The following is a 20,447-nucleotide window of genomic DNA, read 5'->3' as shown; positions in this document are numbered from 1 at the left end:
CCCCTTTTAAGAAAAAGATGGAATTGATCCTTTCTAAAAATAAATTGCAATATTTAAATATTAGAAATTTGAACAAATTGTTAACTTTCACAAACTTATCCCCTTCTATCTGTGGATAATGTGGATAATGTGAATTTTATCTTTGAATGATTTTATTATGTGCTTTCTCTCAATGTTTTTAAATGTTAGTAACTTATGTGAACAGTTTTGTGGATAATGTGTATAACCACATGGAATATTGATAATATAGGACTTTAGATGTGAATAAAAGTCTGGATACTTGAATTTTCATTTATTTCAAATTGGCCCACTAATGATTTTTCAAATTCCAATATGGAAAAGTAACGAACCGCCTTGTGCTGTAAAGCTAAATGTTCCAGCTCTTTTTTGGCTGCTTTTATGACGAAAAATCCTTCCACTGGTTCTTCAATCACAGTAATTTGCGAGTTCACTGTCCCTTTAATGCCATGGATTAACCAAAATTCATCCGGCTGTTCTTTCGCCTGTGATTGATACTGAGAGAAACATCGTTTGTCTTTCTGATTAACGGATACATAGACTAAATCTTCGATCATCGCACTGGCTGTTGGGAACATTCCCGCTCCCGGTCCTTGCAGTGTGATTCGCCCGACAATATCAGAGTGAACATTAACCGCATTCTCTACTCCTTCAACATGATAAAAAGGGTGCTCCTTCCCAACTAATACCGGCTTAACAGAGCCAATAATTCGATTGCCTTCTTTCCACACAGAGGCAACATGCTTAAATCTTAACTCCAATTTTTCAGCGGCATTGATCAACTCACTCGTAATCCCCGTTATCCCTTCGCGCTCCACCGTAAGCCAGTCCGGTTCTTCTCCAAAGGCGATTCGGCTGAGGATCATGGTTTTATAAAAAGCATCAAAGCCTTCGACATCATTCGTCGGATCAGCTTCGGCGTACCCATTTCTTTGCGCAAGCAATAAGCTTTCCGCAAATGACTGCTTCTTTTCCCGCATTTCGGTCAAGATGAAATTAGAGGTTCCATTTAATATACCTTGAATTTTCGAAATCCGATTGACTTGTAATAGTTGCCTTAATGTTTGAATGACTGGGATTCCTCCTGCTACCGTTGCTTCAAAGCCGACTGACACATGATATTCTTTAGCCAATTCAAGTAATTCATTCCCATGGTGAGCAAACATTTCTTTGTTGGCGGTAACTATGTGACATCTACGCTGAATTGCCTTTGTTAAATAGGTAAAGGTTGGCTCTTTGCCTACGATCGCCTCTACCACAATATCGAGCTGTGGAAGTCCAAGGATTTCTTCAAAATCATCGGTTACCAATACATTTTCATGAATATCTCTTGCCTTTTGCTTATTTTTAACTAGACACGCGGCCACCTCCACTTTCTTCCCGATCACTTTCTGTAATTCATCTGCATGGGATTGAATGATCCTATATACCCCTTCCCCCACTGTTCCAAACCCTAAAATCGCCACTTTCAATACCGTCATTTCCGTCCGCTCCTTTTTGAAAAATAGAAAAGCCCTCTTCATAAGAAGAGGGCGTATTCCTCCTCTTATCTTTCAGGTTCCATATGAACCTGCAGGAATTAGCACCTTTTCAAGGGGATACCTTGAAGGTTGCCGGGCTTCATTGGGCCTAGTCCCTCCGCCGCTCTGGATAAGAGTTAATTATCTGATTATTTATTTATTTCTCAATATATAAAATGAATGTTAGCTGAAACTTCTGCCAATGTCAATAGTTTGCGAGAAAAAAGTTATTGATGGTCTATTACGTTATGTAATAATCTCTCCCAATCATTAACCGTTGCTTCCCCGCTTCTTTGATGGATATTGGAAACATCTGTGACAAAATCAGCAGCCAGCGCTAACTTGTGATCAAGTACAGAAAAAGGCCTTTCTTTAGACAGATGGAAACAAACAAATATCAATGTTATGCAAATTGCCATTAATAGATTATGCTTATCTTTACTCATACCATCACCTGTTTTCCTAATAGTATTAAGCCTTTATTAATTTAACATGATGGATCGCCAGATTTGCGCATGTTAAGAAATAATTAATATTTTTTTAATCCGGTGGAAAGGTATATGAATCTTTTTAAAGATAAAATGAAAATGGTCAAAATAAATGAAGGAGAAGTTTAGATGAGCATTTTACATCATTTAGGCGAGATTGCCATAAATTGGATCAATTCCATCGGTTATTTGGGAATCCTGATCGGAATGATTTTTGAGAGTGCCTGCATCCCGATTCCGAGCGAAATGATCATGCCGTTTGGAGGCTACCTAGTTTCCACAGGGCATTTAAATCTGATCGGGGTTATTTTAGCTGGAACCATTGGAAATCTAATTGGCTCTTTACTTGCCTATGCGGTGGGATATTGGGGTGGAATTCGATTCATTGATCGCTTTGGGAAGTATGGCTTTTTATCACAAAAACATTTAGCATCTGCTGAAAGATGGTTCGCGAAGCGCGGAGAAATGACTGTATTTCTCTGCCGGATTTTGCCTGGCATTCGTACATTTATTTCTCTACCGGCCGGAATCGCCCGTATGCCCCTTAGCAAATTTATTGGTTATACGACGATTGGGAGTTTGATTTGGGCAGGCATCTTAACTTATGTCGGATACCTGTTGGGCAAAAATTGGGGGAATATTCAAAACGTCCTGCATCCAATTGCATATGTCGTTGTGGCGATTGTGTTGGTTATTGTCATTTACTTAATTGTAAACATTGTAAGAGAAAGAAAGGCTTCTGAATAGAATGACAAAACCCTTGAAAATCGAGACATCGCAATGATTTTCAAGGGTGCAAATCTAGTGACTACAGTGGCAATACTGAGGACGCTTGTTTATCTCTAGGGTTCACTAGGGTTTTGATAGCCATTTTTCATTATTTATTCAGTTTCTCTTCGGCAAGCTTTATTTGCTCACTGACCTGTTCCGGAGAAGTTCCGCCAAAACTGTTCCGGACCGACACGACATGCTCAGGAGCCAGTACCTCATAAATATCCTCTCCAAATAACGAACTAAATTGCTGATATTCTTCAAGCTTTAAATTAAGCAAGAATTTATTGGATTGAATTGCATATAAAACAATTTTTCCAATGACTTCGTGGGCTTCGCGGAAAGGTAAGCCTTTTGTTACCAAATAATCAGCAATGTCTGTGGCATTGGAAAAGTCATGATTGATTGCTTTACGCATAACATCCTTATTTACAGTCATGGATTTAATCATTGGTGCCAGAAGTTTTAATGAGCCTTCCAGCGTTTCCGCCGTATCAAACATACCTTCTTTATCTTCCTGTAAATCTTTGTTATATGCGAGAGGCAAGCCTTTTAAAACGGTCAGTAAGCCGATTAAATTGCCGTACGTGCGTCCTGTTTTCCCGCGGAGCAGCTCGGGAACGTCAGGGTTCTTTTTCTGCGGCATGATGCTTGAACCTGTACAGAACGAATCATCCAGTTCAATGAATTGAAATTCCTGGCTTGACCATAAAACCAGCTCTTCTGACAAACGGGAAATATGTGTCATGATGATAGAACCAATCGACAGAAATTCCAGAATAAAATCACGGTCGCTGACGGCATCCATACTATTTGGATAAATCGTCTCAAAACCTAACAGCTCGGCAACCCTGTCGCGGTTGATCGGGAATGTCGTCCCTGCGAGTGCTCCGGAACCGAGCGGCAGCCAGTTAATTCGCTTTAAAGAATCTATTAATCTCTCTTTATCACGTTCAAACATCCAAAAATAAGCCATTAAATGGTGGGCGAAGGAAACCGGCTGGGCCCGCTGTAAATGCGTGTATCCCGGGATCAATGTATCGATATGTTCTTTTGCTTGCTGAATTAGAGCTTTTTGAACGTCTTCGACCAATTTAATCAGATCTGTTGTTTTGGTTCTTAGGTAAAGATGCATATCGGTAGCCACCTGGTCATTTCGGCTTCTTCCGGTATGAAGCTTGCCACCTGTCGGGCCGATTTTTTCGATTAACAACTTTTCGATGTTCATATGAATATCTTCATCTTCTATTAAAAATTCGACTTCATTGCGGTCGATCATTTCTTTAATGGAGTGCAGTCCTTGTTTGATTTTTTCCGCATCTTCCATTGGAATAATGCCGCACTCTCCTAGCATTTGAACATGGGCAAGGCTTCCTGCGATGTCCTCTTTCGCTAACTTCTGATCAAACGGAATCGAAGCCGTGAATTCTTCGACCAGCTTGTTCGTTTCTTTTGTAAACCGCCCGCCCCATAGCTTTGACATGATGGTTCCTCCTTTAAATTTAGATGATTTGTCGTGATTGACTTAAGATCTTATCTTTGTAGTACATGAATCGGTTCTTATGGACAAATACAACCGACTTTCCTTCTTTTTGGGCCATGAAATCAGTTTTTATGGACCTATGAAGTTCCCCACTAATGAGTCGACCCCCGAATCGATTTCGAGGGCGCTCATTTAAAATTATTTCAATACCTCTGTTTTATTATTGACCTCAGCATATACTTTTGTCGGCAGGCCCCATAATTTGATAAAACCGACGGCAGCGTTGTGGTCGAAGGCGTCTCCTTTTGTATAGGTTGCCAGTTCCTCGTTATACAAGCTGTGAACGGACTTGCGACCGACAACGGTGTGAGTGCCTTTAAATAGCTTGATGCGAATGGTGCCTGATACCACTTTTTGCGTTTCTTCGATAAACGCATCGAGTGCAGCTTTTAAAGGTGAGAACCATAGCCCTTCGTAAATGATTTTGGCCATTTGCTGTTCGACCTGTGTCTTAAATTGGGTTACTTCACGCGGCAAGGTTAAGAACTCTAATTCTTTATGGGCATTAATTAAAATAAGGGCAGCTGGATTTTCATACACTTCGCGGGATTTAATGCCGACCAGACGGTTTTCGATATGGTCGATGCGGCCGACACCGTGTTTGCCTCCAAGCTCATTTAGCGTTTCAATCAGTTCTACCAGCCCAAGTTTTGTGCCATTCAGCGCAACAGGAACCCCTTGTTCAAAGTCAATTTCAATATACTCCGGTGCATCCGGTGTCAGTTCGATTGGATTGGTCCAATCGAAGGCTTCTTCCGGTGCCTCTGCCCATGGGTTCTCAAGGACACCAGCCTCACAAGCGCGGCCCCAGATGTTGGCATCAATAGAGAATGGGTTGTCTAAATCAACCGGAATCGGAATGCCGTGTTTCTTCGCATATTCGATTTCCTCATCGCGGGTCATGCCCCATTCACGGACAGGTGCGATGACTTTTAAGTTTGGATTGAGTGCCTGCACGGAAACCTCAAAACGCACTTGGTCATTTCCTTTTCCCGTACAGCCGTGGGCTACTGCTGCTGCGCCTTCTTTCTCCGCAACTTCCACTAATAATTTCGAAATAAGCGGTCTTGATAAGGCGGAAGATAGCGGATATTTCCCTTCATATAAACAATTAGCCTTTAAAGCTGGTAAAATATAATCTTTTGCCAGCATTTCTTTCGCATCTACAATATATGCTTTAATGGCGCCAACATTCAGGGCCTTGTCTTTAATCGCTTCAAGATCTTTCCCTTCGCCGACATCAAGTCCTAAAGCAATGACATCATAACCGTATTTTTCTTGAATCCATTTGACTGATACGGATGTATCTAAACCCCCTGAATAGGCTAATACAATTTTCTCTTTTGCCATGTTAAAGCTCCTTTGTCTTGAATTAATATTCATCTGATAGAATTATTATACAATGAATCACATAAAAATTTCTACTATTAATTTAGTAATAATTTTAAAATTGCTTTTTGGGCGTGAAGGCGGTTTTCTGCTTCATCAAATACAACAGAATGCGGACCGTCGATAATTTCTGCAGTTACTTCTTCGCCGCGGTGGGCCGGCAGGCAATGCAAAAAGATATAATCCTCTTTCGCATGTTTGCATAATGCTTCATTCACTTGATATGCCTCAAAAGCCTTCAGTCGTTCTCCTGCTTCTGCTTCCTGGCCCATACTGGCCCAAACGTCCGTTACAACGACATCGGCATCTTGAATAGCTTTAACTGGATCATTCGTGATCATCACCGTACTTCCCGTTTCAGTACCAGCTTTGATTGCTTTTTCCGTTATGGTCCCATCCGGCAAATAACCTGAGGGGCTTGCAATGCTGATATCCATGCCTACTTTGACCGCTCCCTCGAGCAGCGAGTGAGCCATATTATTATTGCCATCCCCAACGTAACAAAGTTTCAGTCCAGCCAATTTTCCCTTATGTTCCTGAATGGTTAACAAATCAGCTAGCACTTGCGTTGGGTGCTGCAGGTCGGTTAAGCCGTTAATGACAGGAATCGTTGCATTGAAAGCCAATTCTTCTACAGACGCGTGGCTGAATGTACGAATCATAATGGCATCTACGTAGCGCGATAACACTTTTGCAGTATCGGAAATTGTCTCTCCTCTTCCCAGCTGAATATCCTTCGAGCTTAGAAAGATGGCATGGCCGCCAAGCTGTAGCATGCCAACTTCAAACGAAACTCTTGTGCGGGTTGAAGATTTTTCAAAAATCATCCCAAGCACTTTGCCGGCCAGATATGGATGGGGCTTTCCCTGTTTTTGCAAGGCTTTCAGTTCTTTTGCCACATCCAGCATATATAAAATCTCCTCCGGTGTGTAATCGGAGAGCTGTAAAAAGTCCTTCCCTTTAAATTGCAGGATCTCTTCATTCAACTGAATAACTTCCGCCATGAACAGCACCTCTCTTCTCTAAATGATATTCACTTATTGTCCGTACTTCAAAATGTCCTCCGGTTTGCAATTGAAGGCTGGCTTTAACTGTGTCTAAGTGTGTAAACACGGGCACCTTATAGCGAATAGCCTGCTCGCGCATGTAAAAACCAAATTTCGATTTATTTCTCCCTTGGTTAGGAGTATTGATCACAGCTCTGACTGAATGATTGCGGAATAACTCATTTACATCCTGTTCTGTTTGGATCACCGCTTCCACAGGGATGCCATTGCTTTGTAAAAATTCAGCCGTTCCAACGGTTGCGGCAAGTTTAAACTGTTTCGCAAGCTGCTCGATCGAAAGAAGGCTTGCCGGTTTTTCCCGATCGGAAATCGAGCATAAAAGATATTGCTCACCAAGATTGCCGCCAAGTGACGGAATCGCTTTGCCAAGTGCCTCTAGGAAGGTCTCACCCATTCCAAGAACTTCACCGGTCGATTTCATTTCCGGGCCTAGGACATGATCGACACCCTTTAATTTACTAGATGAAAAAATAGGCGCTTTGACAGAATAATAATTTGATTCATCGCGCAGCCCGCTGACAGTGGTTAATTTGGCTAATGATTCCCCTAATTGAACGCTAAGTGCTAAGTCAATCATCGGAACGCCCGTTACCTTACTGATGATAGGTACCGTTCTTGATGCCCTTGGATTGACTTCCAGACAGTACACTTGATTTTCGTGTATGACAAATTGGATGTTCATGATTCCGATAACAGGAGCTGTCTTTGCAATCCGCTCGGCATAATCAATTAATAAAGCTTTATGCTCGCTTGATATAGAAATTGGCGGAAAGACGGAGATACTGTCCCCTGAATGAACGCCTGCTTTCTCGATATGTTCAAAGATACCTGGAACGAGAATCTGGCAGCCGTCACTGATACAATCAATTTCACATTCAAGACCAGGCAAATATTTATCCACTAATAACGGCCACATTTTCTCATTTGCATTCTGTTCCAGCTGACCCACGTAACTTTTTAGTTCTGCTTCGGAAAAAATCGTAAACATCGATTGGCCGCCAATGACATAGGATGGCCGGACGAGAACAGGATAGCCCAGTTCGGCTGCTGCCTTCATCAGCTCCTCAACACAACTTGCGGTGCTGCCCTCAATATGCGGAATATTCAAGTCTTCTAATAACTGATAAAACTCTTTACGATCTTCAAGCCGGTCGACATTTTGCACTGTGGTGCCCAAAATGTTGACACCTTCTTCTTCCAAGTCATGGGCAAGATTGATCGCTGTTTGCCCGCCAAATTGAATCAATACTCCTTCCACCTGTTCCTTTTCGATGACATGGAGCACATCTTCGGCTGTCAGCGGTTCAAAATACAAACTGTCCGCAACGGAATAATCCGTGCTTACGGTTTCCGGATTATTATTGATCACGACTGCTTTATAGCCCTTTTTCTTAATCGCCCCCGCGGCATGGACGGAGCAGTAATCAAATTCTATTCCCTGGCCAATGCGGATCGGGCCTGAGCCGATGACGAGAATCTTTCTGTCCTTTGTTACTTCCACTTCGTCAAATCCATGCCAAGTAGAATAATAATATGGGGTCACCGCATCAAATTCAGCCGCACACGTATCAACCATCTTGAAGCCTGGTTTTAATCCTAATTCTTTCCGCTTATCACGTACTTGTTTTTCCGGAATCTTAAAAATGCTCGCCAACAATTTATCAGAAATATTCATGCGTTTGGCTTTCTTCAATAGGGAATCCGGAACTTCACTCCACTGATAGGAAGCCAATTCCATTTCCAATGACACGATGCCGCTAATTTTGTGTAAAAACCACGGGTCAATTTCGGTCAAACGTTGAATGGTAGCAAGCGGGATCCCTCTTCTGAACGCTTCGGCCATCATAAACAGCCGCTGATCATTCGCTTTTGCAAGCAAATCAAACAAGTCTTGTTCAGCTATGGTTTGATTGATTTCCCTTAACAAACCGTAAACATTCATTTCCATCGAACGGATCGCTTTGTTTAACGCTCCTTCGAATGTACGGTCAATCGCCATGACTTCTCCGGTTGCTTTCATTTGTGTTCCCAGCGAGCGGTCTGCTTCAGGGAACTTATCAAACGGGAAACGCGGCAGTTTGACGACAATATAGTCAATCGCCGGTTCAAAGGAGGCAAACGTATTCCCGGTGATTGGATTGATAATTTCATCCAAATGGTAACCGACTGCACATTTTGCTGCCATCCGGGCAATCGGATAGCCGGTTGCTTTCGACGCAAGGGCAGAGGAACGGCTTACCCTTGGGTTGACTTCAATAATATAATATTGATTTGATTCCGGATGAAGGGCAAATTGAATATTGCAGCCGCCGATAATTCCCAATTCGCGAATGACCTTAATCGAAACATCGCGGAGCATTTGATATTGCACATCTGTTAGGGTCTGTGACGGGGCAACAACGATGGAGTCTCCCGTATGAACCCCAACAGGGTCCATATTTTCCATATTGCATACAATGATGCATGTGTCATTAGCATCCCGCATGACCTCGTACTCAATTTCCTTCCAGCCTTTGATGCTTTTTTCAACCAATACTTGATGAATCGGGCTGGCTGCCAAACCTTTCTTCAACACGACTTCAAGATCTTCTTCATTATAGGCAAAACCGCCCCCGTCTCCCCCAAGGGTATAAGCCGGGCGGATAATAACTGGAAACCCGATTTCTTGTACAAACTGGACGCCTTCTTCATAGCTATGAATGATCGCCGATTCTGGAATTGGCTCGCCGATTGCCAGCATCAAGTTGCGGAACTTTTCCCGATCCTCACCTTTTTTAATGGATTCAACAGACGTACCCAAAAGTTTCACATTGTATTTGTCTAAAATCCCCTGTTCATATAACTCAACTGCCAAATTCAAGCCAGTCTGGCCGCCAAGGGTGCCGATCACCCCATCCGGCTTTTCCTTTTGAATGATTTTTTCAATTGAGCAGATGTCGAGCGGTTCAATATAGACCTTATCAGCAATCGTTTCGTCGGTCATAATCGTTGCCGGGTTGTTATTGATTAAAACAACTTCCAAGCCTTCTTCTTTCAACGCGATACATGCCTGTGTTCCGGCATAATCAAATTCCGCTGCCTGCCCGATCACAATTGGGCCAGAACCAATGACAAGTACTTTTTTTAACTGTTTATTTAACGGCATAACGAGTTTCTCCTAATGACGCAATCTGGTGTATAAAATCTGTAAAAATATAAGCGGTATCGCTCGGTCCCGGATGAGCTTCCGGATGGAATTGCACCGTTTGAATCGGATAGGTTTTATGTTTTAAGCCTTCGATCGATTGATCATTGACATTGCGATATGTGATATCGAATACGTTGTGATCGATGCTGTGGTCCACCACCACATAGCTGTGGTTTTGGGCGGTGATTTTGACCTTTCCGGTTTCCAGTTCTTTCACCGGATGATTGCCGCCGCGGTGGCCGTATAGGAGCTTTTCTGTTTTGGCTCCGTAGGAAAGGGCAATTAATTGATGACCGAGGCAGATTCCCAGTGTTGGATAATGCTCAGTGATTTTTTTGATTTCCGCAAACCAATTCTGTAAATCCATCGGGTCGCCTGGTCCATTGCTTAACACCACACCGTCCGGATTTAATGCTTTGATTTTTTCAAGCGGCGTATTGTATGGTACCAAGGTAACGGCACAATGTTCAGCCAATAGAGCCGTAAGAATCGATTTTTTATGGCCGTAATCAATCAGAACCACATGCGGGCCATTGTTGGTGAAAAATTGCACGTTCTTTGTGGACACTTTCTCAACCCAGCATGGTTCGCTTTCTGCCATAGGAAATTCCGTAATGGGTGATTTCCCGATATATCCTTTAACGGTTCCGCGGCTGCGGATCGTTTTCACAAGAAGTCTTGTATCGACTCCAGCAAGCCCGGTTACCCCGGCAGAGTTTAGTTTTTCAGAAAATTTTTCGATTGATTGATAGTGGCTCGGCGTTTCACATAAATCGCCAATTACCACTCCCGCTAAGACAGGAAAAATGCATTCATCATCATGTGCATTAACCCCGTAGTTTCCAATGATCGGATAACAAAAGGTAATAATTTGTCCGGCATAGGACGGATCTGTAATGATTTCCTGATAACCGGTCATACTAGTATTAAAAACCACTTCGCCGAGAGAGTCTTTGTCTGCCCCGATCAGAAAGCCTTCAAACACCTCTCCCGTTTCCAAAGTAAGGTACCCTTGTTCCAAAAACCCTCACTCGCCTTTCTCGATGCTTTGGATTGTTTCGTCCAACTTGTTCGTAAATTCATCAATTTCCACTTTTGTCACCGTTAGTGGCGGTAAAATCCGGACAATGTTTTGCCCCGCTGTTAAAATCAAAAGTTGATTGGCAATCGCTTTTTGAACAATTTCTAACGCATTGCCTTTCACAACCAATCCTTTCAGCAGCCCTTTCCCGCGAACATCTTCGATGATCGAGAACTTTTCTTTTAGGCTTTGAAGCTGCTGATCCAGGTGAGTTGCCATCTCCCTAACATGTTCCAACAGATTGGTCTTTGTCATTTGGGTAATGGTTGCCACTCCCGCTGCAGTAGCTAACGGATTCCCGCCAAAGGTGCTGCCGTGGCTGCCGGGTTCAAACCCTTTGGCTGCTTCTTCCTTGGCGATGACCGCCCCGATTGGAAACCCTGAGCCGAGACCTTTTGCCACACTGATCACATCCGGTTCAATTCCGTACTGCTCATAAGCAAATAGTGTTCCCGTTCTTCCCATCCCCGTTTGGATTTCATCGACCATTAAGAGGATATCGTTTTCCTTACAAATTTCAGCCAATCTTTGCACCCATTCCAGTTCTGCCGGAATCACGCCACCTTCTCCCTGAACAAGCTCCAACAGGACGGCTGCCGGCTTGATCGTATAAAGCTGGTACAGTTCCTCGGTATCATTAAACGGTAAATGCTGAAATCCCGGCATTAATGGTGAAAAACCTTGCTGGATTTTTTCCTGCCCGGTAGCCGTTAATGTCGCCAATGTTCTACCGTGGAACGACTGCTTGAATGTGACCACAACAGGCGACGGGTTTCCCTTCACTTTACTAGCGTAGCGTCTCGCCAGTTTGATGGCCGCTTCGTTGGCCTCGGCTCCGCTGTTGCAAAAGAACACTTGATCACCGCAAGAGTTGGCGGTCAAAAGGGCCGCAAGTTCCTGCTGGTTCGGAATGTGGTAAAGATTTGAACAATGCCATAGGTTTTGCAGCTGTTCTTCCAATTTCGCTTTCACTTGATCCGGCACATGCCCCAAGTTGCAGGTGGCAATTCCGGAGGTGAAATCTAAATAGCTCGCTCCTTTGTCATCCCATACATAGCTTCCTTTTCCCTTGACAATCGTGACAGGGAAACGGCTGTAGGTTGCCATGACGGGTGAAATTTGCGGAACGGGAACGTGGTTAGCCATAGAAAATCTCCTCCTCTAAAACAATTTTTGTGCCGATCTTTTTGCCACTCACATAATCTAGTAAACTATTTTTCTCAATACCGTTGATAATCCCAACTTCCGGGATGTGAGAAAGGAGTCCGTCGATGGCTGCTTTTACTTTTGGAATCATACCGCCATAGATAGTTTGGTTAGCGATCATTTCTTCAATAACCGATTTGGATACTATATCCAATTTCTGTTTGATTCCATCTTTTTCAACCATAATTCCGGGAATGTCACTAATAAAACAAAGATTTGCTCCTAACGACTTGGCAATCGCCGAAGCGGCAACATCGCCATTGATGTTATAGCGTTGGCCGTATGCATCGATGCCCACCGGCGAAATAACGGGAATGAAACCTTGATCCACAATCCCTTCTATGATCTTGTTGTTTACCGAAACAACCTTGCCGACAAATCCGAGAGTTTTCGCATCTTCCGTCGGTTCAGCTTGCAGCAGGCCGCCATCAATACCACTGATGCCGAAAGCCTTGCCGCCAGTTTCGATTATATTTCGGACCACTTCTTTATTCACAGATCCACTTAACACCATTTCAACTACGTCCAATACTTGCTCATTTGTCACTCGCAGGCCGCCAACGAAGGTTGTTTCCACATTGAAGCTTTTTAACAGAGACGTAATTAAGGGACCGCCCCCATGAACAATGACCGGAATCCATTCACCGAATTCATGTATTTTGACAATGTCTTCATAAAATGACCTTGGCAGATTTTCTAACACACTTCCGCCGCACTTCATGACAAGATACTTCATCACTCGTTCTCCTCTTTCTCAAGTACGGTAGGATGCATTAATTTTCACGTAATCATAGGTTAAATCGCATCCCCACGCGCAAGCACCATATTCGCCCTGGTACAAATCAACATAAATGACAACATTTTCTTGTTCCAGGTATTCTTTTGCTTGGGCTTCATCATAAAGAACAGGTAGGCCGTTCTCGAATACGGTAATCGGCCCTAATGAAACTTTCACTAAATTTGGTTCTACCGGAACTCCGCTGTAGCCGATGGCGGTCACAATCCGTCCCCAGTTTGGATCCGTTCCATAAATGGCGGTTTTTACGAGATTGGAAGAAATGATGGCCTTGCCAACTGCCCTTGCGGCATCCAAGCTGAATGCACCGCTTACTTGCACTTCGATAAGCTTTGTCGCTCCTTCTCCGTCTCTGGCGATTTTCTTCGCAAGCGACTGACAGACAATCTGGAGGCCGTCAACAAACACTCCCCAGTCCGGGTGATCTTTTGTCAACTGGTCATTTCCGGCAAGACCGTTGGCCATAACGAGTACCATATCATTGGTGCTTGTGTCGCCATCTACAGTAATCATATTGAATGTATGGTTGGTTACCTCTCTCAGCGCATGAAGAAGATCCTCCTCGGCAACATTCGCATCTGTTGTCACAAATCCGAGCATGGTCGCCATATTCGGATGGATCATTCCAGATCCTTTGGCAGCGCCGCCGATGGTGACGGTTTTCCCGTTGATTTTCATTTGCACGGCTATTTGTTTCACCGTTGTATCGGTTGTTAAAATCGCCTGTAAAAAGTTCTCAGCCGCTTCATGCTCTTTTTGCAAAATTCGGGTAATTCCCATGTTGATTTTATCCATCGGCAGAAGCTCTCCGATCACGCCAGTCGAAGTTACAGCTACTAAATGATCTTCTATCCCTAATTGGCTGGCAAACGCTTTTTGCATTGTATAGGCATCCTTTAACCCCTGTTCCCCTGTACAGGCATTCGCATTTCCCGAGTTGACTAAAACGGCTTGAATTTTATGTTCTTTTGCGATGGCTTCTTGTGTCACTAACAGCGGTGCTGCCTGAAAAAGATTGGTCGTATACACCCCGGCTGCTACGGCAGGAACTTCCGAAACAATATATCCTAAATCTAATCTCTTTCTTTTGACGCCGCAGTGCATCCCTCCTGCTTTAAATCCTTTCGGTAAGGTAATACTTCCGTCTTCCAAAATCATCATTTCATTCGCTTGAGTTGCTTGTGTCAATTTTGATTGTCTCCCTTCGTTAGCCCTTATTTTATTGTCCAGCTCCAGCTCCTAGCCCGTTGAGGCTGACCAAGGCGCTTGCGCTTTTCTTATTAAGGATAGATTGGCAGATCTGTAAGTCCTGCTGTTTCGTCCCAGCCATTTGCGATATTTACGTTTTGGATGGCCTGCCCTGCTGCCCCTTTTACTAGATTGTCAATCACAGAGATGATCGTGAGACGGTTTGTTCTGTGGTCAACATGGAGGCCGATATCACAATAATTGGATCCGGCAACCTCTTTTGTGGCAGGAACAACACCGATTGGTCTGATTCTGACAAACGGTTTATTTTTATAAAACTCACGGTATATTTCGTGAATCTCTTCTATTGAAATCGTTTCGTTTAACTTCACATACATCGTACACATAATGCCTCTTGTCATCGGGATTAAATAGGTTGTAAAGGTGATCGTTATAGGCACGCCGCTTTCGTCCGCCAGAACTTGTTCAATTTCTGGTATATGCTGGTGTGCTCCGAGTTTATAAGCTTTTAAGTTTTCATTTATTTCTGCGTAATGAGCGTTCAGCGAAAGTCCTCTTCCTGCTCCTGAAATACCGGATTTAGCATCAATAATAATAGACATCGGTTCAGTAAGCTTTGTTTTAATGACCGGAATTAGTCCAAGCGTTGAGGCGGTCGGATAACATCCAGGATTCGCAATGAGATTAGCATGTTTAATTTTTTCCGGATAAATTTCACTAAGTCCATAGACTGCTTGATCCAAGAACTCTTTCGCTGCGGGTGTATATTTATACCATGATTCATATGTCGTTTGCGACCTCAAACGGAAATCACCAGATAAATCAATGACTTTCAAACCGGCTTCCAAGAGATGTGGAACAAGACTGCTGCTCACGCCAGATGGAGCTGCAAGAAAGACAAGATCATTTTCTTCTGCTGTTTTTTCCACGTTGAAGGTTTCAAGCGGCTGTTCCACAAGGTTTAATAGATGCGGATAAACACTTTTAAATTCGGTTCCGGCTTGGGAGTTTGAAATAACTGTTCCAAGCGTTAAATGTGGATGTTTATGGATTAGCCTTGTCAGCTCTATTGCGCCATATCCCGTACCGCCGATAATTGCTGCCTTCATGATCTTCACTCCCAAGGTTTTATAATGAATTATTATACGTTTTTGTATATAAATATTCAACCGTAAAATCGTCTAATTTTCTCAATTTATAAACCTTTATCTTTGAAAACGTTTACAAATACTTAGTTTAATATATTCAAACTTTATGCATCCGCCCCGGCTGCTGTATTGGAATTGTCCGAAAAAAATGTTGAAAATACCACCAAAAATAAGCATCTTCCCTATACAGAAAAAACCCGTCCACATACGATAAAGCAATGAAAGATTTACTTTCAGGGGTTAAAAAATCAAAGGAGTTGATTAGTGTGGTTCTTTATACTGCAACAGAAATACAAGAAGCTGTACGAAGTGCTGAAGAGTTAGGATTAGAGGAATTTATGTATCAAGACCCAAGAGGCCAGCTGTCAAGCCGTTCGAGACGCAGTTCTAGCCGCCGTTCCAGCCAACGAATGAGCCGCAGTTCTAGCCGTCGTTCCAGTCAACGGGTGAGTCGCAGCTCTAGCCGTCAGTCCAGCCAACGTTCCAGCCGTCAATCTAGCGAAAGGGTGAGCCGCAGTTCCAGCCGCAGCTCAAGACGCAGTTCGAGACTCTTAATTATCTATCGATCGTCAAGACGCCGCTCAAGTGAACGTTCCAGTTTAAGTTCCAATCGCAGTTCGAGCCAGCGCTCTAGCCGTCGTTCGAGCCGTCGCTCTAGCCGTGGTTCCGGTCGCCGTTCTAGTCGTCGTCGTTCCGGTCGCCGTCGTTCCCGCCGTCGATCTGGCCCCCGTTAAGAAATGAAACGGCATTAACATCGGCATGCCTTCTTCAAACAAGCACTCATCGTCATGAGTGCTTGTTTTCATTTATTGGCATGTATAAGATTTAAAACCTGCCGCAATTCGTTGACAGAAACTTGTCCAGGTGCTGATGCTTTCTTTGCCGATCCAAACGTTAATGCAGAACCGAAAACTTCACCGGCTAACCGGCTGATGACTCCCAGCCCTCCCATCGACATGGTGATGATCGGTCCATCTGCAAACTTTTCGCTCACGATACTAGTTGCCTCCAATAATGTTAGAACATCCATCTTCGTCCGGGGCATGACCGCTATCTTCGGTAAATCAGCTCCTAGCTCTTGCGCCTTTTTCAAGCGCTGGATGATTTCTTCTTTTGGCGGGGTTTTTTCAAAATCATGATTCGAAATGATCACGAAAACATGATGTTCACGGGCTGTTTTTACTAATTGGCTAATCTCCCGTTCGCCATTCATCAACTCTATATCAATGAAATCTGCCAGCCCAGATGTAACCATTTCCCGATTTAATGAAAAATAATACTGTGAACTTACTTCCCTTTCTCCGCCTTCTTTTTTGCTTCGGAACGTAAAAATGATCGGATGGTCAGGAAGGGACGAACGAATATCGACCAGCGCCATTTTTACCTTCGATACATCTTCGATCTGCTCGAAAAAATCAGCCCGCCATTCCACAACATCGACATCCATTTGTTTTATGTAGTCCGCCTCTTCTCTTAATTCTGCGTTTGTTCTTCCCATTAATGAAACGCAGATTTTTGGCTGCCCTGATCCAATGGTGACACCACGAACCGTGATTGTTTTTTTCATTATTCTCACCCTCTATTATGCTTGACTATCTTGACAATTTCTTCTGCCAATTGATCCGCTTCTCCGCTGTCAACGGCTATTTTTATATGATGATGAGCATAAATCTCCTGCCGTTTATAAAAAAGTTCTTCCATCTCATGAATCGTTTTTCCTTTCAAAACAGGCCGGCTATCAATAATTAAGTCCAATCTGTCCTTCCATCTTTCAAATGATAAATCAAGATATATCACAAGACTAGAGGACAAGCAGATCTTTCTTGTTTCTTCTTGTAAAAATGCTCCTCCTCCCAGAGAAAGAACTAGTTGATCTTGCCGCACAAGGCTTGCGATCAAACTTTGCTCTCTTTCCCTAAAAGCCGGTTCGCCAAACGTTTCAAAGATTTTTGAAGCAGGAAGTTGAAATTCTTTTTCAATTTCTTCATCTACATCAACAAATTTACGGCCAAGTTTCTTTGCAACCAATTTTCCGATCGTTGTCTTTCCTGCCCCCATATATCCGATCAAAACGATACTTTTTGATTGATGTTTCAACATTAATCCCCCTAGCTGCCAGAATAATTTAATCATACACCAAAAAAAAGAGACCCCATAGAGTCTCTAATAAATTTAGGCGAGTGTCTTTTAGTCCCCATCGTGTATTCTTCATTTCTGAAAACAGTAGAAGAGAGGTTTTGCCCAGTGCTATCTGCTAAAAAAGAGTATACTAGCATATCTTCCAGATCATCTACCTCTCCTCTGATGGTGATATCAAGGAAGTCTTCTGCAACAAAGTTTGGAGTAAAGATCACGATTTTGGTGGTTTGGTTTGGTGCTAACGAAACATGAGTGCGAGAGATTTCAACTAGATCCCTTACAGCTGGAAAAAATACGTTGGGACTTCTTTTGACGATCACTGTAACTTTACTGGAATGATGGTTGGAATCATTGTTCAGCATAAAATTCAGAGCAGTCGGCGCAACCCCGTTTTCCATAACAGGCACGCGGAAAACCCCAGTGGATTTATGAGCCGTTTTAAATCACCTCCTTTTGGTTCATACTCCAGATAATGCCAAATCATCGATATTGCTTGGACCATTTCAGTAGTGAATACATTATTTTTTCTAAAAAAATAATGCTTGATACCATTCGGTGTCAGGTTGATACGTGATTCATTTATTTTATTCCTGTATAATGTTTGATTGCGTCCTTTAGAAATTCTGCTGTTCCCGGTTGTTCCTTGTCGTAGTAGGCTTTGAATCTTTCATCGTCGACATACATTTGCGCAAGATTCGCGTGGGCCTCTTTACTGTAATCACTCCAAAAATAGGTGAGCCATTTTTTGTGAAGTTCGGCAGCTTTTTTTGCCAGCTCTCCTGCTGGATTGCCGGTTTTAAAGGCTTCAGCTAAAGTTTGTTTCACCTGTTTTTCTAAAGCTGTCACCTCATCGTACTCTGTTTGTGTCATGTTCAGGACTTTGGCGTTTGACCTTTCTACGACAGCGTCACCATATTTTTCGCGGATTTCTTTGCCATATTGTGTTTCGTTATCTTCAATCAATTTTTTCTTAAAGCCTTCAAACTTTTCTTGATCGGTCATCTTTATTCTCCCTTCGGTCATGGCGATCGTTTTCTCAACATTGGTAATCAATAGATCTAACTGCTTACGTTTTTCGAGGAGTTGTTCCCGATGTTCTTGCAGTGCTTTTGAGCGGTCAAAAGCAGGGTCCGTTATGATGGACTTGATATTATAATGGACCCAAGAAACTAGACACGAAATGAGGAGATGTTAAAGTAGGTTTATGAAGAGAAAACGATACACACCAGAGTTCAAATCTCAAATCGTGCTAGAGGTCCTAAAAGAAGAAAAGACCATGAATGAAATTGCTTCAGCTCATGGAATTCATGTCAATCAAATTAGGCAATGGAGGAATGCATTTCTTGAACAAATGCCTCCGATCTTTGCTAAAGAAAATAAAAAAACAGATCAAATGAAGGCAGAATATGAAAATCAAATTGAAAACCTCTACGCTGAGGTTGGCCGTTTAACCACGCAATTGTCGTGGCTTAAAAAAAAATCTGGAATCAAGGAGTAGGGCTGAACGTATTCAGATGATTGATTGGGATGATAAAGAGCTACCAATCACTACCCAGGCTGAGCTGCTTGGTCTTAATCGTTCTAGCTTGTATTATAAGCCAGTCGAGCCTTCTCCTGAAGAAGTATCTATCAAGCACAAAATCGACGAAATTTATACCAAATGGCCCTTTTACGGTTCCAGACGCATCACTGCTGTTCTAAACGCCGATGGACTAAATATTAACCGTAAGGCCGTACAACGCCATATGAGGGAAATGGGCATTGCAGGGATTTCTCCTGGCCCTAACCTTAGTAAACGCAATCTGGAGCACCGGATTTATCCGTATCTGCTTAGAAATTTAGCCATTACTCATCCTAACCACGTTTGGGGTATCGATATCACCTATATTCGCCTCCAACGTGGCTGGATGTATCTTGTGGCCCTAATAGACTGGTATTCTCGCTTTGTCGTTAGCTGGGAGCTTGACCAAACACTAGAGATTGACTTTATCTTAGAAGCTGTGAAACGGGCACTGTCGGTGGGACGTCCTGAGATCCTAAATAGTGATCAGGGCAGCCATTTCACCAGTCCCAAATATACCGAATTACTGCTAGTTAAAGATATCCGAATTAGTATGGACGGCAAGGGAAGAGCCCTAGACAATATTGTTACTGAGAGGCTATGGAGAACGATTAAATATGAGGAGGTTTACTTAAAAGATTACGAGAGCCCAAGAGAAGCAAGGAAAGAGATTAATAATTTTATCCACTTCTATAACTATGAATGCCCTCACCAATCGCTTGGCTATAAACCCCCCGCCTCCGTTTATGGCCTCGGAGTGATTCATCCTTAAGGGAGGATACTTCTCAGGAGAGAACCTGTCAAGGGTACGGCAAGCCCTCGCTCCGCTCACCCTTGACAGAACCTCCCCTGAGAAGAAAAAATGGAGTAGGATACCCCACTGCCCCAGTGAGTACCTCTAGCTCCTAAAAGCAGACATCCATAATGGATTCTGACCCACCTTAAAAATTTTAAATTAGTGTCTTGACGAAGGGGTCCACCTTATTTGCCTTCAATGCGAGGTTGGATATTGTGATGTTATTGTTATTGGGGGCTTTGTATAAAAGTTATCATTAAAATGGGGTTGCTTGGGAAGTAAAAAAATTCGGATTGGGACATAAGATGGTGTTAAATCTTATATATGGAAGATCCTCTTATTTTCCACTTGGCTAGATGCCGGACAAGTAATTCTGAACAGAACCAACAAGTGGATCATAAATGCCGGGCATGATAATAGGTGATGAAAATAGTGGAAATACACTTTAGCCGGAAAGCTTTCACCGGAAACCTTATCTTTTCCGATAAGGAATTCCGATTCAACGGAAAGTTATAACTTACTCATAAG

General features: G+C 43.0%; 17 protein-coding genes, 1 pseudogene and 1 riboswitch. Of the genes and pseudogenes, 3 read left to right on the top strand and 15 right to left on the bottom strand.

What is annotated here, in order from left to right; all coding sequences use genetic code 11:
- Window positions 1-254 precede the first annotated feature (254 nt).
- Window positions 255-1,499 carry a homoserine dehydrogenase gene (locus BFU02S_RS09015; RefSeq protein ID WP_066369419.1) on the bottom strand — a complete coding sequence of 415 codons (1,245 nt, stop codon included), beginning with the start codon at window positions 1,497-1,499 and terminating at the stop codon, window positions 255-257.
- Window positions 1,500-1,561: 62 nt separating this feature from the next.
- A riboswitch (SAM riboswitch) is annotated at window positions 1,562-1,675 on the bottom strand.
- 90 nt (window positions 1,676-1,765) lie between these two features.
- Window positions 1,766-1,984, bottom strand: a complete 219-nt coding sequence (locus tag BFU02S_RS09010) for a hypothetical protein (protein ID WP_066369415.1) — start codon at window positions 1,982-1,984, stop codon at window positions 1,766-1,768.
- A 171-nt stretch (window positions 1,985-2,155) separates the two neighbouring features.
- On the opposite strand from BFU02S_RS09010, the gene BFU02S_RS09005 reads away from it, so the two are divergent.
- A complete protein-coding gene (locus BFU02S_RS09005) occupies window positions 2,156-2,773 on the top strand; it encodes a DedA family protein (RefSeq protein ID WP_066369413.1) in 618 nt (205 codons plus the stop codon).
- Window positions 2,774-2,903: 130 nt separating this feature from the next.
- On the opposite strand, the gene argH is transcribed toward BFU02S_RS09005, so the two are convergent.
- The 9 genes from argH to argC form a co-directional block, all read right to left on the bottom strand.
- Window positions 2,904-4,280 (bottom strand): argininosuccinate lyase, encoded by a 1,377-nt coding sequence (argH, locus tag BFU02S_RS09000; RefSeq protein ID WP_066369411.1) that lies wholly within the window; start codon window positions 4,278-4,280, stop codon window positions 2,904-2,906.
- 198 nt (window positions 4,281-4,478) lie between these two features.
- Entirely contained in the window at window positions 4,479-5,690 is a 1,212-nt protein-coding gene (locus tag BFU02S_RS08995; protein ID WP_066369409.1) for an argininosuccinate synthase, read from the bottom strand.
- A 77-nt stretch (window positions 5,691-5,767) separates the two neighbouring features.
- On the bottom strand, window positions 5,768-6,733 hold the full coding sequence (gene argF, locus BFU02S_RS08990) for an ornithine carbamoyltransferase (RefSeq protein ID WP_066369400.1): 966 nt from the start codon (window positions 6,731-6,733) through the stop codon (window positions 5,768-5,770).
- Entirely contained in the window at window positions 6,708-9,941 is a 3,234-nt protein-coding gene (carB, locus tag BFU02S_RS08985) for a carbamoyl-phosphate synthase (glutamine-hydrolyzing) large subunit (RefSeq protein ID WP_066369399.1), read from the bottom strand. Before carB ends, argF begins: the two co-directional genes overlap by 26 nt.
- Entirely contained in the window at window positions 9,928-11,004 is a 1,077-nt protein-coding gene (locus BFU02S_RS08980) for a carbamoyl phosphate synthase small subunit (protein WP_066369397.1), read from the bottom strand. Before BFU02S_RS08980 ends, carB begins: the two co-directional genes overlap by 14 nt.
- Window positions 11,005-11,010: 6 nt before the next feature.
- Complete coding sequence (argD, locus tag BFU02S_RS08975; RefSeq protein WP_066369395.1) at window positions 11,011-12,210, bottom strand: acetylornithine transaminase; 1,200 nt, start codon at window positions 12,208-12,210, stop codon at window positions 11,011-11,013.
- Window positions 12,203-13,006: an acetylglutamate kinase gene (gene argB / locus BFU02S_RS08970; RefSeq protein WP_174520335.1), complete on the bottom strand. Its 804-nt coding sequence runs from the start codon at window positions 13,004-13,006 to the stop codon at window positions 12,203-12,205. The genes argD and argB overlap by 8 nt, the downstream gene beginning before the upstream one ends.
- Before the next feature lie 18 nt (window positions 13,007-13,024).
- Window positions 13,025-14,227 carry a bifunctional ornithine acetyltransferase/N-acetylglutamate synthase gene (argJ, locus tag BFU02S_RS08965; protein WP_066369417.1) on the bottom strand — a complete coding sequence of 401 codons (1,203 nt, stop codon included), beginning with the start codon at window positions 14,225-14,227 and terminating at the stop codon, window positions 13,025-13,027.
- Window positions 14,228-14,346: 119 nt separating this feature from the next.
- The gene (gene argC, locus BFU02S_RS08960) at window positions 14,347-15,384 is read right to left on the bottom strand and encodes an N-acetyl-gamma-glutamyl-phosphate reductase (RefSeq protein ID WP_066369388.1); all 1,038 of its coding nucleotides are present in this window, start codon (window positions 15,382-15,384) and stop codon (window positions 14,347-14,349) included.
- 257 nt (window positions 15,385-15,641) lie between these two features.
- Here argC and BFU02S_RS17795 point away from each other — a divergent pair, with 257 nt between their 5' ends.
- Window positions 15,642-16,157, top strand: a complete 516-nt coding sequence (locus BFU02S_RS17795) for a CotG/ExsB N-terminal domain-containing protein (RefSeq protein ID WP_439951001.1) — start codon at window positions 15,642-15,644, stop codon at window positions 16,155-16,157.
- 68 nt (window positions 16,158-16,225) lie between these two features.
- Here BFU02S_RS17795 and aroD read toward each other — a convergent pair whose 3' ends face one another.
- The 4 genes and pseudogenes from aroD to BFU02S_RS08935 form a co-directional block, all read right to left on the bottom strand.
- Window positions 16,226-16,990, bottom strand: a complete 765-nt coding sequence (aroD, locus tag BFU02S_RS08950; RefSeq protein WP_066369384.1) for a type I 3-dehydroquinate dehydratase — start codon at window positions 16,988-16,990, stop codon at window positions 16,226-16,228.
- Window positions 16,991-16,995: 5 nt separating this feature from the next.
- Window positions 16,996-17,523 (bottom strand): shikimate kinase, encoded by a 528-nt coding sequence (locus BFU02S_RS08945; RefSeq protein ID WP_084361044.1) that lies wholly within the window; start codon window positions 17,521-17,523, stop codon window positions 16,996-16,998.
- Between the two features lie 29 nt (window positions 17,524-17,552).
- Window positions 17,553-17,960 carry a hypothetical protein gene (locus tag BFU02S_RS08940; protein WP_235842020.1) on the bottom strand — a complete coding sequence of 136 codons (408 nt, stop codon included), beginning with the start codon at window positions 17,958-17,960 and terminating at the stop codon, window positions 17,553-17,555.
- A 181-nt stretch (window positions 17,961-18,141) separates the two neighbouring features.
- Window positions 18,142-18,711 (bottom strand): annotated as a pseudogene (locus BFU02S_RS08935) (TipAS antibiotic-recognition domain-containing protein); the annotation flags it as partial.
- A gap of 55 nt (window positions 18,712-18,766) precedes the next feature.
- Between BFU02S_RS08935 and BFU02S_RS08925 the strand changes: the two are divergent.
- Window positions 18,767-19,895, top strand: a protein-coding gene (locus BFU02S_RS08925) for an IS3 family transposase (protein ID WP_157075886.1) whose coding sequence is annotated in 2 segments (ribosomal slippage) — window positions 18,767-19,035 and window positions 19,034-19,895 — 1,131 coding nt in all. Because the reading frame shifts where the segments join, the coding sequence is not laid out codon by codon here.
- The last annotated feature ends 552 nt before the right edge of the window (window positions 19,896-20,447 follow it).

It is taken from the genome of Neobacillus fumarioli NBRC 102428, assembly GCF_001591485.1.
GTDB classification, from domain to species: domain Bacteria; phylum Bacillota; class Bacilli; order Bacillales; family Cytobacillaceae; genus Neobacillus; species Neobacillus fumarioli.
Note: the sequence above shows the minus strand (reverse complement) of the source record. Positions and strands in the feature narration are given on the sequence as shown.